Here is a 13,302-nt window from a genome sequence, read left to right on the forward strand (position 1 = left end):
CCGTGCGGGCCTGCGGCGCCTACGGCCGCCGGTCGGGTGGCGGGGCGAAGGGGTCGGCCGCGTCGGGGCCGGTCGCCGTGGACGGTCCGGCCGGGCCGCGGTCCCACTGCGGGGTCCCGTAGGGGTGCTGCGCGAGGTACGGGTCGGGGTCGCGGGGGCCGAACAGCGCGGTCAGGCAGAGGTGGGCGAGGAGCGCGGTGACCGGCCACACCAGCAGGGCGCCCCGGGCCCCGAGCCTGAGCGGGGCGTCGAAGGTCACGCCCTTGCCGACCTCCTTGGCGTGCTCCACCACGTTCTGGGTGGGGCCGAGCCCCACCCCCAGCCGCCAGGCCAGCAGGGAGCCGAGCAGCCCGCCGAGGGCGAGGCCGACCACCAGCGGCACCCCGCCGCGCCGGCGCAGCCAGAACACCACGGCCGCACTGGCCAGGCCGAAGGCGACCGCGAGCAGGGTGAACGTTCCGTCGATCCCGATGGCCTGCTCCCCCTCGGTGTCCCCGAGGTAGACGGCCTCGGCGTCCGAGACCAGCGGCACCCGGGGCGCCCACCACAACCACAGCAGCCCGAGCAGCGCCCCGGCCACGCCGAGCACGAGGGCGATCACGGCGGCGTCGCGCAGTTCGACCCGGAGTTCGGCGGCCTTCCCCGGGCCGGGCTCCGCGCCGTCCCCGAAGTCCCCGGTGAAGGGTGCGGCGGGCGGATGGCCACCGTCCCCTCGGGCGGGGGGTCTGTCCTGCGGCGGTGGTGTCAGCGGTGCGGTCACCCTGACATCGTGCCAGGGCGGCGCGGCGCCCGCGTCATCGGACGGCGGCCCTCCGGTACGCCCAGGTCGCCACCGCGAGGGAGATCACTCCGACCCCGGCGCAGACGGCCAGGTGCAGCCCGACGATCCGCCAGTCGGGGTGGGCCTCGAAGGTCCGGGCGAAGGCCTCCACCCCGTAGGTGGAGGGCAACAGGTCCCGCCCGTACTGCACCAGCGAGGGCAGCCGCTCGGGCGGGAGCACCCCGAGCAGCAGCGCCGCGGACATGCCCAACTGGCCGAGCAGGGTGGCCAGCTCCGGACGGGGCGCCAGCAGTCCGAGGGCCGCGCCGAGCCCGGCCAGCGCGGCGCCCGCGAGCGGGATCACCGCGAGCAGCACCCACAGGTGGGTGAAGGGCAACTGGAACAGGACGCACCCCACCGCGGCCGTGACCAGGGTGCCGGGCACCGTGAACGAGGCGTAGGCCGCGGCGGCACCGAGGACCACGGCGGCGGGCGGCACCGGCAGCGTGGCGTAGTGGTCGAGACCGCCGTCCGCGCGCAGCCGGCCGAAGTACTGGGCGAGCAGGTTCAGCGCGACGAAGGCGACCACCAGGACGCTGGAACCGGCGACCACGGCGCGGGCCTCCTCGCCGCCGTCCACCACGCCCCGCATCAGGATCATGATCCCGACGGACTGGAAGGTCGCGACGAACAGCAGCGGGATGCGGGCGACCCGGGCCCGGGAGAGCTGGGCGCGGTAGACGGCGGCGAGGGAGGGCAGCAGCCGGGCGCGGGGCGCCAGCTCGGCGGGGGCGGGGCGGCTCGCCGGGCGGGCGGCCCCGGCGCTGCGGGACGGGGCCTCGGCGGGTACGACGGTCACGGGGTGCGGCTCCTGTTCCTGACAGCGTGCGGCACGGCGTCCTTCGGCGGTCGGTAGGTCATGCCTTCACCAGGCCCGCGGCATCGGTGCGGGTGCCGCCGAGGGCCAGGTAGACGTCCTCCAGGCTGGGGGTGGCGAGCGTGAAGTCGTCGAGGGCGGCGAAGGCCGCGCCGCCGGTGACCGCGGCCACCGCGGCCCGGGCCTCGTCGGGGGCGAGCCGCAGCACCCAGCGGCGGCCGGACTCGGTGGCGGACGACCGCAGGGCGGCGACCTCGGGGATGTCCAGCGGGGCGCGCTCGCGCCACACCAGTTCCACCCGGACCTCGCCGGCAAGTCGTTCCTTGAGCCCGGACGGGGTGTCGCAGGCGATGACCCGGCCCCGGTCGAGGACGGCGACCCGGTCCAGGACCGTTTCGGCCTCGATGACGTTGTGGGTGACGAGCAGCACGGTGGTGCCGTGTTCGGCCCGGCGCCGGTCGATCGCCGCCCACACCGCGCGCCGGGCGAGCGGGTCCATGGCGGTGGTGGGCTCGTCCAGCACCAGCAGGGGGCGCTCGCCGACCAGGGTGGCGGCGACGCAGGCGAGCCGCCGCTGGCCACCGGAGAGCTTGGCGAGCGGGCGGGAGGCGAGCGGGGTGAGGCCCAGTTCGTCGAGGACGGCGTCCCGCTCGGCGCGGGCGGCGCGGAGGTCGAGGCCGCGGAGCCGGGCGGTGGTCTCGGCGGCCAGGGAGACGGTCAGTTCGTCGAGGGCGCTGGACTCCTGCCCCAGGTGGGCGAGGATGCGGGCGGCGCGCTCGGGGTGGCGGACGATGTCGTGCCCGAGGATCTCGATACTGCCGGAGTCGGGCCGCATCAACCCGGTGAGCTGGCGCACCAGGGTGGACTTGCCGGCGCCGTTGGGGCCGAGTAGGCCGAAGACCTCGCCGCGCCGGACGTCGAGGCGGACCCCGTCGGTGGCCCTCACCTCGGGGGCGCCGGGGGTACCGCGGCGGGGCCGGGTGGCCGGGTAGGTCTTCACCAGGTCGCGCACCGCGCACACCACGTCGCCGAGGTGTTCCGGGGGTGCGGGGCGCGTACTCACGAGGAAGGAGCCTACGGGGTGCGGGGGGCGCGGTGCGCCTCCGGGGTGGTCGTGGACCCGCCCCGGGCGTACCGGCGCCCGCTCGTCGGCGGGGCGCGCGCCCCGCCGACGAGCCCGGCTCACTCCGCCGCGGGGGCGTGCTCCGCGGCCTTCGGGTCGACCTCGCGCCAGAACCCGGCGCGGATCGCGTAGCGGTCGTGCTCGTCGATCTGGTCGTCCTTGTGCGCGAGCAGGCCGAAGCGGGCGGCGTAGCGGAGCAGTTCGCCGTCGATGCGGTGGGGAACGCGGGGGTAGAGCGCGGAGAGCCGGGTGAGGTCCGTGGCGTGCGGCAGTCGGTCGAGCCAGCGGCGGGCGAAGACCTGTCCGACCTCGTAGGGGTCGCCGCCGACCGTGGTGATGTCCTCCTCCCGGTCGGCCCAGCGCTGTTCGGCGCTGGTGAGCTGGGCGAGGGTGGGCAGCACGGCGATCTCGGGGGGTTCGGCGGGGCCGGGCCGGTCCACCCAGCCCTTGTCGGAGGACCAGCGCAGGGTGGCGGCGGGCTGGGGCGGCGGCGCGGACGGGGTCGGGGGAGTCGGGGGGCGCAGGGCGGCGAGGTCCTTGGGGGTGGGCACCGGTCGGGCGCGCTCCGGGTGGTCACCGGCTCCGTCGGACCCGTCGCCGCCGCCTGCCGGGGCGGTGCCGTTCCGGTGGCGGGTCGCGGGACCGGCCGCCCGGTGCTCGGCCCCCTCCGTCCGGGCGGGTTCCGGATCGGCGCGGGCGGCGGGCGGGACGAGTTCGGAGGGCGGGGCGGAGAGGATCGCGGCGATCTCGGGCCGGGGCACCGGCGGCGCGGCGTGCGTCCCGGCGGCGTCCCGGGCGCGGACGGCCCGGGTGATCCAGGCCCGGTCGAGGACGCGGCGCTCGTCGGCCTCGGCGACCAGGTCCTCGGACTGGTTGTAGTCGCCGCCGGCGGCCTGCACGGCCCACAGGTGGACCGCGACGCCGTGTTCCTTGGCGGCCATCATGCCGGGCAGGAGGTCGCCGTCACCGGTGACCAGGACGATGTCCGAGCAGGCCCGGTTGCGGGCCAGTTCGGTCAGTTCCGCGTGCATGGCGGCGTCGACGCCCTTCTGCGCCCAGCGTCCGTCGCTGCGGGTCAGTGCGCCGAGGCGGACCGTGACCCGGGACATCACGCGCAGTCGGCGGTGGTCGGGCTGGGGGACGCGGTCGGGGGCGCCGTCGAACCAGTAGATACGCAGCAGCGCGCGCCGGGTGTCCTGTTCGGCGCGTTCGCGCAACCCCTGGATCAGTGCGGCGTGGTCGACCGCGATGCGGGACCTCGACGGTTCTCCGGCGAGGAGGCTGGCAGCGGCTCCCAGCAGGTACCCGGCGTCGACCAGGACGACACAGCGTTCCACGCGACCCACCTCTTTCCTGATCTGTCCCTGCTTCGTGCGACGGGAAGGTCCCGGAGGCGTCCCACCGGGGCCGCGGGCCTCGGTGGGCCCCGCGTCGGGTGTTCTCGGGCTCGGTTCGAGTCTGCCCGACCTACGGGGCCTTAACGGTGTGAACTGGATCTTCGGCGCGGCGGATTCACCCCGGGCGCCCTTCCGCCACCCGTGACAGAGGGTGAATCTCCGACATGCACGACTTGTCGGACCGTGTGAACCTGGTTCCGGCTCTGGCCCCCAGATCCCCCTACAGGAGGCAGATCACCATGGCCAAGAACAAGAACCGCAAGCACGGCGGTGCCCCCCAGCGTTCCTCCGCCGCCGAGCAGAGCAGCCAGGACGCTCAGCGGTCCTCCTTGGAGTCCCAGACCCAGCAGCGGCAGTCCCAGGTCACCCCCGGGGACGTGGCCCGCAAGGGGCGTCAGAAGCGCTTCGGCCACAACTGACCCGTCGCGGCACCGCCGTCCCCGGGGCGGCACCCGACGAGACGAGGGGCGCGCCCGTGCGGGCGCGCCCCTCGCGTTCGCTTCGAGCACCCCGGCGTACCCCGGGCGCTCCGGCTCAGCCGGCCAGGCAGGACGGGCCGAGCAGCACCTTCAGGTCGCCGAAGAGCGCGGGATCGGGCTGCACCCGGTGCCGGTCCAACCGCAGCACGGTGGTCTTGCGGGGGCCCTCCAGCTTGATCCGCACCTCGCTGTTGCCCTTGTGGTGGCTGAGGATCTCCCCGAGGCGGCTGACCATCGGCGGGTTGACCCTGGTCACCGGGATGGTGATCACCACGGGGGCGTTGGCGCCCGCGTTCGACAGGTCGGGGACCTGGAGCTCCATCGCGACCAGCCGGGGCACGTCCTCCCGCTTGTCGAGCCGTCCCTTGACGAACACCACCGCGTCCTCGACCAGTTGGGTGGAGACCAGCTGGTACGTGGCGGGGAAGAACATGCACTCGATGGAGCCGGCCAGGTCCTCGACGGTGGCGATGGCCCAGGCGTTGCCCTGCTTGGTCATCTTGCGCTGGAGGCCGGAGATGATGCCGCCGATGGTGACCACGGCGCCGTCGCCGTGCTCGCCGCCGGTGAGCTGCGAGATGGAGGCGTCGGCCTTGTCCGACAGGACGTGCTCGATGCCGAACAGCGGGTGGTCGGAGACGTACAGGCCGAGCATCTCGCGCTCCTGGGCCAGCAGGTACGTCTTCTCCCACTCGTCCGGGGAGAACTCCACGTCGAGGCCGAAGCCCGGCTCCTCGGCGCCCTCGTCGCCCATTCCGCCGAACAGGTCGAACTGGCCCTCGGCCTCCTTGCGCTTGACCTGCACCACGTTGTCGATCATGGGTTCGTACTGGGCGGTGAGGCCCTTGCGGGTGTGCCCCATGGTGTCGAAGGCCCCGGCCTTGATCAGGGACTCCGTGGTCCGCTTGTTGCAGACCACCGCCTCGACCTTGTCCAGGTAGTCGGGGAACGAGGCGTACTTCCCCTTGGCCTTCCGGCTGCGGATGATCGAGTCCACCACGTTGGTGCCGACGTTGCGCACCGCGGAGAGCCCGAAGAGGATCACGTCGTCGCCCTGGGCCGCGAAGTTCGCCATCGACTCGTTGACGTTGGGCGGCAGCACCTTGATGCCCATCCGGCGGCACTCGTTGAGGTAGACCGCCGACTTGTCCTTGTCGTCCTTGACCGAGGTGAGCAGCCCCGCCATGTACTCGGCCGGGTAGTTGGCCTTCAGGTACGCCGTCCAGTACGAGACCAGCCCGTAGGCCGCCGAGTGGGCCTTGTTGAACGCGTAGCCGGCGAACGGCACCAGCACGTCCCACAGCGCCTGGATGGCCTCGTCGCTGTAGTCGTTCTTGCGGGCACCGGCCTGGAAGATGGTGAAGTTCTTCTCCAGTTCCTCCGGCTTCTTCTTGCCCATCACGCGGCGGAGGATGTCGGCCTCGCCGAGCGAGTAGCCGGCGACGATCTGGGCGGCCTTCTGCACCTGCTCCTGGTACACGATCAGGCCGTAGGTGACGTCCAGGACCTCCTTCAGGGGCTCTTCGAGCTCCTTGTGGATGGGCGTGATCTCCTGTTGGCCGTTCTTGCGCAGGGCGTAGTTGGTGTGCGAGTTCATGCCCATCGGGCCCGGCCGGTACAGGGCGGACACGGCGGAGATGTCTTCGAAGTTGTCGGGCTTCATCAGCCGCAGCAGGGACCGCATCGGGCCGCCGTCGAACTGGAAGACGCCGAGGGTGTCCCCGCGCTGGAGGAGTTCGAAGGTCTTCGGGTCGTCCAGCGGCAGCCCGAGGAGGTCGATGTCGACGTCCTTGTTGGACTTCACCATCTTGACGGCGTCGTCCATGATCGTCAGGTTGCGCAGGCCGAGGAAGTCCATCTTCAGCAGGCCGAGCGACTCGCAGCTCGGGTAGTCCCACTGGGTGATGGTGACCTGGTCGGTGTGGCGCACCCAGACGGGCACGTGGTCGGTGATCCGCTCGCTGGACATGATCACGCCGGCGGCGTGCACGCCCATCTGCCGCACCAGGCCCTCCACGCCGCGCGCGGTGTCGATGACCTTCTTGACGTCCGGCTCGTTCTCGTACATCCCGCGCACCTCGCCCGCCTCCGAGTAGCGCGGGTGCTTCGGGTCGGTGATGCCGGAGAGCGGGATGCCCTTGCCGAGGACGTCGGCGGGCATCGCCTTGGTGATCCGGTCGCCCATGGCGTAGGGGTAGCCCAGGACGCGGGCCGAGTCCTTGATCGCGTTCTTGGCCTTGATGGTGCCGTACGTACCGATCATGGCGACCTTGTCGGCGCCGTACTTCTCGGTCACGTAGCGGATCACCTCGACGCGCCGGCGCTCGTCGAAGTCGATGTCGACGTCGGGCATCGAGATGCGCTCGGGGTTCAGGAAGCGCTCGAAGATCAGGCCGTGCGGGATCGGGTCGAGGTCGGTGATGCCGAGCGCGTAGGCCACGATCGAACCGGCCGCGGAGCCGCGCCCCGGGCCCACCGCGATGCCCTGGTTCTTGGCCCACATGATGAAGTCGGCGACCACGAGGAAGTAGCCGGGGAAGCCCATCGAGATGATGGTGTCCATCTCGTACTCGACCTGCTTGAGCCGGTCCTCGGGAATGCCTCCCGGGAAGCGGCGGCCCATCCCGGCCATGGTCTCCTCGCGGAACCAGGAGACCTCGGTGTAGCCCTCCGGGATGTCGAACTTCGGCATCAGGTCGCGCTTGGTGAACATGCCCTCGGTGTCGACCTGCTCCGCGACCAGCAGGGTGTTGCGGCACCCGGCCTGCCAGGCGTCCGAGGAGTCGATGGCGTACATCTCGTCGGTGGACTTCAGGTAGTAGCCGGTGCCGTCGAACCTGAACCGGTCCGGGTCCGAGAGGTTCTTGCCGGTCTGGATGCACAGCAGCGCGTCGTGCGCCACCGACTCCGAGGCGTAGGTGTAGTGCGAGTCGTTGGTGACGATCGGGGGGATGCCGAGCTTCTTGCCGATCTCCAGCAGCCCGTCCCGCACCCGGCGCTCGATCTCGATGCCGTGGTCCATCAGCTCCAGGAAGTACCGGTCCTTGCCGAAGATGTCCTGGTAGTCGGCGGCGGCCTTCAGTGCCTCGTCGAACTGGCCGAGCCGCAGTCGGGTCTGGAGTTCGCCCGAGGGGCAGCCGGTGGACGCGATCAGCCCCTCCGACCACTGCGCGATGGTCTCCTTGTCCATCCGCGGCCACTTCTGGAGCCAGCCCTCGGCGTACGCGTCCGAGGAGAGCCGGAAGAGGTTGTGCAGGCCCGTCGCGTCGGCCGCCCAGATCGTCTTGTGGGTGTAACCGCCCGAGCCGGAGACGTCGTCCCGCTTCTGGTGCGGCTGCCCCCACTGGATCTTGCGCTTGTTGCGCCGGGACTCCGGGGCCACGTACGCCTCGATCCCGATGATCGGGGTGATGCCCGACTTCGTCGCCTGGTGGAAGAAGTCGTACGCCCCGTGCAGGTTCCCGTGGTCCGTCATGGCGATGTGCGTCATGCCCATCTCGCCGCAGGCGTTGAACATGTCCTTCAACCGCGCGGCACCGTCCAGCAGCGAGTACTGGGTGTGGACGTGCAGGTGCGTGAACGGCGGTTTCGACACGGGGCGGCCTCCAGCGGAAGGATCGGCGACGGTCCGGGGGACATCCGGGGGGACAGGCCGGAAGTCTACGTCTCCGAGGTGGCCCGACCCCCTCGACCACGGAGGTCCACGCGCGCCCGCCGGGCCCCGGACGTCCACAGGAACCCTTTAGTGCTCCCTTACCCCCGGCCGTGGGACACTCCTGGACGATGGACATACCCGGTACCCCGCTCAGAGCGCTGCGCGCGGCACTGTTCACGGCCCTGACCGTGACGCTGTCGACCGCGTCGCACGTGCTGCTGTCCGGGGTGCCCCTGCCGCTGTCCACCACCCTGGGCGTCACGCTCGTCGTCTTCGTGCTGGCCTACGCCCTCGCCGGACGGCAGGAACGCGGCTTCGGCCCCATCGCGGCCCTGCTGGTGCCGCTGGAGCTGACCGCGGACACCGTCTTCACCGTGGGACAGCACACCTGCTACGGCCCCGCCGGCGGCCCGGTCACCGGGCCGCTGCGCTCGGTGGGCCTCAGCGTGTTCTGCGGGGGCACCGAGGTCGGCACGCCCCTGACCGCGGTCGCGCTCGGCGACCGCAGCCACCCGGCGGGCCTCCTCGCCGAGAGCGGTCCCGCCACCTCCTGGCTCCTGCTCGGCGCCCACCTGGGTGTCGGGCTACTGGCCTCCCTGTGGCTGTGGCGCGGCGAACGGGCCCTGGGACGGCTGCTGCGCACGGTGGCCGTCGGCGCCTTCCGCCCGCTGCTGCTGGCCGCCCGGGCGTGCACCGCACGGGGCGACTCCACGGGCCCGTCGGCCGCCGCCGTCCCGAGCACCCCGGTGATCGTCCGGCCGCGGCTGTGGACGCACTCGGTGGGCCGCCGGGGACCGCCCTGCTCGCCCGTCCTCGGCTGACCCGTCCGCTCCCGTAGCCGACCGGTCCCCGGGCACGACCGACCCGCCGGGCGATCCGGCACCCCCACTTCCCATCCCGCACTCCGCCGCGCGCGGACTGCGTCATCACACGGAGACTCCCCCATGAGCAAGCGGAACAGCCAGGCGGCGAAGACGGCGGCACGCGAGCGGCTGCGCGTCGAGCGCGAGAAGCAGGCGAAGAAGGAGAAGGCCAAGCGGAAGCTGATCGTGGCCGTGTCGGTGGTCGGCGCGCTCGCGGTCGCCGCCGGCGCCGGTTTCCTGATCATGGAGTCCAACAAGCCCGAGTACTGGGAGCAGGCGGCCAAGGACAAGCTGGTCAAGCCGGCGAACACCAGCGGTGAGAACGGCACCACCGTGGTCATCGGCAAGGACTCCGCGAAGAAGACCCTGAAGCTCTACGAGGACCCGCGCTGCCCCGCCTGCGCCAGCTTCGAGCAGTCCGTCGGCCCGACCATCAAGAAGGACCTCGCGGACGGCAAGTACAAGGTCCAGTTCATAGGCGCCGCCTTCCTGGACAAGAGCCTCCTCGGCGAGGGCTCCCGCAACGCGCTGAGCGCGCTGGGCGCCGCCCTGAACGTCAGCCCGGGCGCGTTCATGGACTTCAAGGAGCAGCTGTACTCCGCGAAGTACCACCCCCAGGAGTCGAAGGACGACTTCAAGAAGGACTCCTACCTCATCGAGGTCGCCGACCAGGTCAAGGAGCTGAAGGGCAACGAGGAGTTCCGCAAGGCGGTCGAGGACGGCACCTACGACCGTTGGGCCCTGGAACTCGCGAAGACCTTCAACACCACCAAGGACGACGTCAAGGGCACCCCGACCGTCTACCTGGACGACAAGAAGATCACGGCCCAGGGCTCGGACAGCGCGCCCGGCACCCCCGAGGAGTTCAACCGGGCGGTGGACGCGGCCCTGAAGGGCTGACGCCTCCTCCCCTGACGGGCGCCGCCGCACTCCACGGCGGCGCCCGTCCTGCCGTCCGCCGGCGGGCCGGGTCAGCGCAGGCCGGGGAGGCGGCGCAGTTCGTCCGCCTTCAGCAGCCGGCCGAGGGCCAGGTACCCCAGGGCGAGGGCGAGCGTCCCGGCGCCCAGGGCGAGGGCGGTGCCGCCGGTGCCGCCGATCCACCGCTCGCACCCGCGGGCCACGCACCAGCCGAGGGCGGCGGCCGGGGCGGCGGCACCCAGCAGCTTCCCGTGGGCGCGGAGCAGGCCGCCCCGGTCCCCGCCGATGCGGCCCCCGAGCCGTCTGCGCAGCAGGTGCGCGGTGAGGGCGAGGCCGGCGGCGGAGGCGAGCGCATAGGCCGCGGCCATGCCGACCACCGCCCAGCGGGCGGACAGCAGCAGGTGGCAGGCGGTCGCCAGGGCGATGTTCACGGCCGCGGTGAAGGCCGCCATCAGGAACGGGGTCCGGGTGTCCCCGAAGGCGTAGAAGCCGCGCAGCAGCAGGTACTGGGCCGAGAACGGGACGAGCCCCAGCCCCAGCGCCTGCAACATGTACCCCAGGGGGCGCAGCGAGTCGGCGTCCGCGGCCCCGTGCGCCAGCAGCGACGAGAACTGCGGCCCCAGGGCCAGGAACAGGAAGCCGGCGGGCACGACGAGGGCCCCGCTGACCCGCAACCCCCGGGAGAGGTCCGCCCGCAGGTCACCGAGGCGCCCCTGCGCCGCGGCCCGGCTCATCCGCGGCAGCAGCGCCGTCACCAGGGACACCGTCACGATCGACTGGGGCAGCATCCAGATGGTCTGGGCGTAGGTGTAGGCGGCGAAGCCGACCCCGGCCTGCGGCAGCTCGGCGTCGGCGGCGTTGGCGTAGTTGGTGACCACCGTGTGGGCGGTCAGGTTGGCCAGGACGAACAGCAGGGTCCACTTGGCGGCGTGCACGCTGGCCCCCAGGCCGCTGCCCCGCCAGTCGAACCGGGGCCGGAAGCGGAAGCCCGCCGCCCGGGCGAACGGGACCAGCGCCAGCGCCTGGACGGCGATGCCCGCCGTGGTGCCGACGCCCAGCCACCGCACCTGGCCCGCGGTGATGTCCTGCACGCTGTCCGGGACCGTCATCGTCGCCAGGTAGGCGAGGAACATCCCGATCAGCACGACGTTGTTCAGCACCGGGGTCCACATCATCGCGCCGAACCGCTCGCGGGCGTTGAGGACCTGGCCGTAGATGCCGAAGAGCCCGTAGAAGAAGATCTGCGGCAGCAGGAACCGGGCGAAGGTCACCGTCAGGTCGAACGCCTCCCGGTTCTGCGGGGTGTCCCGCATGTACAGGCCCACGATCTGGGGCGCCGCCCAGACCGCCAGTGCCGTCCCGACGGCCAGGACGCACACCACCAGCGTGACCAGCCGCTGTTCGTGGGCCCGGCCGCCGTCCGGGTGGGTCTCCCGGGCCCGCACCAGTTGGGGCACCAGCACCGCGTTGAGGGCGCCCCCGATCACCAGCGTGTACAGGCTCGTCGGCACCGTGTTCGAGGTGGTGTAGGTGCTGGCCAGCAGTCCCGTGCCGAGTGCGGCGATCTGGAGGAACTGGCGGATCAATCCCGTCGCCCGGGACACCACGGTGCCGACGGCCATCAACAGAGACGCCCGGGCGGGTCCGCCACCGGCCTTCCGGCGCGGCGCGGCGTGCCTCCTTCCGCCCCGGCCTCCCGGTCGTTCCGTGCTCGGGGCGATGCGCCGGTCCGCCGTTGCGTCCATGGGGTCGGGGTTCCTCATGGCACCACGCTATCGGGGCGGCGAGGGGCGGCCCGCTCCACCGCGGACGCCTCATCTACCGCTGCCCTTCCCGGAGTTGCTCCAACCGCGCCAGGTCGTCGGAGACCTCGGCCCGTTCCTCGGCGGTCAGGGGGACCGCGGCGGCCTCGGCGCGGGCCCCGGCCGCGCGGGCCCCGTCGCCGAGGCGGTCGGCGACGTCCGCGCGCAACGCCAGCAGACGCAGCAGCAGGGGTGCCGCGGGCCGTTCGTCCGGGAGGGCGAGCACCCGGTCGATGACCCGGGCGGCGGCGGCCGGCTCTTCCTTGGAGTCGGCCAGCAGGGCGGCGTGGTGCAGGGCCCGGGCGAACGCCTCCCGGGGCGCGGGCCGGTGACCGTGGTCCTCGTCGAGGGGCTGCGCGACGCGCAGGCAGTTGCCGCCCGGGTCGGTCATCAGGAACTGCCGCGTGCCGTGCGAGGTGTCGGCGAGCGCGCCGATCCGGGGCAGCCCCCGGGTCGGCACCCGCCCGTACGCGGCCTTGAGCGCGGCGCGGAACGCGGTGTGCAGTCCATCGACGTCATCGGTCCCGATGCAGCAGGTGCTGTGGGACTCGGTGGGCTCGTAGTGCTTCATGGCGAAGAAGTGCAGTTCGATGCCGCCGCGCCGGACCACGGCGTACGGGTTGGGGCTCCGCTGGTGGAAGGTCACCTCGAAGCCCAGTGCGGTGTAGAAGTCGAGGACCGGCGGGAGGGTGCGGCAAGGCAGGATCGGCGTGGTCGTCTCGGTCATGACCCCGGAGTCTAATCAAACTTGACTAGAGGGAGCGGGGGCCGCCGCCGTCGCCACCCGGCGGTCGAGGGGCACCGGCTCCCTAGCGGTCCCCGGCGAGCGACTCCAGGAACTCCAGCACCGCCTGCCAGGTCCGCTCGGTGGCCTCCGCATCGTGGTCCGGCAGCCCGGGGTCGGTGTAGAGGTGGCCGGCGCCGGGGTGGCGGTACACCTCCGTCCGGGCGCCCGCCCGGTCCATCCCGAGGTACCAGGACTCCACCCAGTCCTCCGGTTCGAAGGGATCGGGGTCGGCCAGGTGCAGTTGCACCGGGAGGCCGTCCAGCCGGGCGCCCTCCGGCACCTCCGACATCGAGTGCAGCAGTACCGCGCCCCGCGCCTTCTCGTCGCCCATCGCCAGGGTCTGGGCGTAGCCGGCGCCCAGCGAGTACCCGGCGTACACCAGTCCCCGCTCGGAGTGGGGCGCGGCGGCCAGCACGGCCCGCTTCAGCAACTCCTCGGCGCCGACGGCGTCCCGGTGGGCCAGCCCCTCCTCCACCGTGTCGAAGGTCCGGCCGTCGAACAGGTCCGGGGTCCACACCTGGTGGCCGGCCGCACGGAGCCGGTCGGCGGCCTCCCGCACGGCGGGCCGCAGGCCGAAGGTCGAGTGGAAGAGCACGATGTCCATCCCGCCATCGTGCCAGGGGGTACGACAACCGCCCCCG

Annotated in this window: 11 protein-coding genes; 3 read left to right on the forward strand and 8 right to left on the reverse strand. The window is 72.6% G+C overall.

The window, feature by feature from the left end; translation table 11 throughout:
* Nucleotides 1-19 precede the first annotated feature (19 nt).
* The 4 genes from ACSMX9_RS05200 to ACSMX9_RS05215 all read right to left on the reverse strand — a co-directional run bounded on the left by ACSMX9_RS05200 (nucleotide 20) and on the right by ACSMX9_RS05215 (nucleotide 4,106).
* On the reverse strand, nucleotides 20-760 hold the full coding sequence (locus ACSMX9_RS05200) for a hypothetical protein (RefSeq protein ID WP_445400323.1): 741 nt from the start codon (nucleotides 758-760) through the stop codon (nucleotides 20-22).
* A gap of 34 nt (nucleotides 761-794) precedes the next feature.
* Nucleotides 795-1,619 (reverse strand): ABC transporter permease, encoded by an 825-nt coding sequence (locus ACSMX9_RS05205; protein WP_445400325.1) that lies wholly within the window; start codon nucleotides 1,617-1,619, stop codon nucleotides 795-797.
* A gap of 58 nt (nucleotides 1,620-1,677) precedes the next feature.
* The gene (locus ACSMX9_RS05210) at nucleotides 1,678-2,658 is read right to left on the reverse strand and encodes an ABC transporter ATP-binding protein (protein WP_445402896.1); all 981 of its coding nucleotides are present in this window, start codon (nucleotides 2,656-2,658) and stop codon (nucleotides 1,678-1,680) included.
* 161 nt (nucleotides 2,659-2,819) lie between these two features.
* Nucleotides 2,820-4,106, reverse strand: coding sequence for an NYN domain-containing protein (locus ACSMX9_RS05215; RefSeq protein WP_445400327.1), 1,287 nt, complete (start codon nucleotides 4,104-4,106; stop codon nucleotides 2,820-2,822).
* 290 nt (nucleotides 4,107-4,396) lie between these two features.
* On the opposite strand from ACSMX9_RS05215, the gene ACSMX9_RS05220 reads away from it, so the two are divergent.
* A complete protein-coding gene (locus ACSMX9_RS05220; protein WP_351242569.1) occupies nucleotides 4,397-4,576 on the forward strand; it encodes a hypothetical protein in 180 nt (59 codons plus the stop codon).
* A gap of 115 nt (nucleotides 4,577-4,691) precedes the next feature.
* Here the strand turns inward: ACSMX9_RS05220 and dnaE are convergent, their stop codons facing one another.
* Complete coding sequence (gene dnaE, locus ACSMX9_RS05225; RefSeq protein ID WP_445400329.1) at nucleotides 4,692-8,231, reverse strand: DNA polymerase III subunit alpha; 3,540 nt, start codon at nucleotides 8,229-8,231, stop codon at nucleotides 4,692-4,694.
* Nucleotides 8,232-8,419: 188 nt separating this feature from the next.
* On the opposite strand from dnaE, the gene ACSMX9_RS05230 reads away from it, so the two are divergent.
* On the forward strand, nucleotides 8,420-9,112 hold the full coding sequence (locus ACSMX9_RS05230) for a hypothetical protein (protein WP_445400331.1): 693 nt from the start codon (nucleotides 8,420-8,422) through the stop codon (nucleotides 9,110-9,112).
* 123 nt (nucleotides 9,113-9,235) lie between these two features.
* A complete protein-coding gene (locus ACSMX9_RS05235; RefSeq protein ID WP_445400333.1) occupies nucleotides 9,236-10,054 on the forward strand; it encodes a thioredoxin domain-containing protein in 819 nt (272 codons plus the stop codon).
* 71 nt (nucleotides 10,055-10,125) lie between these two features.
* Here ACSMX9_RS05235 and murJ read toward each other — a convergent pair whose 3' ends face one another.
* The 3 genes from murJ to ACSMX9_RS05250 form a co-directional block, all read right to left on the reverse strand.
* Nucleotides 10,126-11,694: a murein biosynthesis integral membrane protein MurJ gene (gene murJ / locus ACSMX9_RS05240; protein WP_445402897.1), complete on the reverse strand. Its 1,569-nt coding sequence runs from the start codon at nucleotides 11,692-11,694 to the stop codon at nucleotides 10,126-10,128.
* 196 nt (nucleotides 11,695-11,890) lie between these two features.
* A complete protein-coding gene (locus tag ACSMX9_RS05245) occupies nucleotides 11,891-12,601 on the reverse strand; it encodes a bleomycin resistance protein (protein ID WP_445400335.1) in 711 nt (236 codons plus the stop codon).
* Nucleotides 12,602-12,683: 82 nt separating this feature from the next.
* A complete protein-coding gene (locus tag ACSMX9_RS05250; RefSeq protein WP_445400337.1) occupies nucleotides 12,684-13,265 on the reverse strand; it encodes a dienelactone hydrolase family protein in 582 nt (193 codons plus the stop codon).
* Nucleotides 13,266-13,302 lie beyond the last annotated feature (37 nt).

The sequence above is a fragment of the Streptomyces sp. LE64 genome, from assembly GCF_052606915.1.

What these genes read in the sequence shown, in the direction of transcription:
- ACSMX9_RS05220 (WP_351242569.1), top strand. Translation starts at nt 4,397, where the DNA reads ATGGCCAAGAACAAGAACCGCAAGCACGGCGGTGCCCCCCAGCGTTCC.
- ACSMX9_RS05235 (WP_445400333.1), top strand. Translation starts at nt 9,236, where the DNA reads ATGAGCAAGCGGAACAGCCAGGCGGCGAAGACGGCGGCACGCGAGCGG.
- ACSMX9_RS05245 (WP_445400335.1), bottom strand. Translation starts at nt 12,601, where the DNA reads ATGACCGAGACGACCACGCCGATCCTGCCTTGCCGCACCCTCCCGCCG.
- ACSMX9_RS05250 (WP_445400337.1), bottom strand. Translation starts at nt 13,265, where the DNA reads ATGGACATCGTGCTCTTCCACTCGACCTTCGGCCTGCGGCCCGCCGTG.
- ACSMX9_RS05230 (WP_445400331.1), top strand. Translation starts at nt 8,420, where the DNA reads ATGGACATACCCGGTACCCCGCTCAGAGCGCTGCGCGCGGCACTGTTC.
- murJ (WP_445402897.1), bottom strand. Translation starts at nt 11,694, where the DNA reads ATGGCCGTCGGCACCGTGGTGTCCCGGGCGACGGGATTGATCCGCCAG.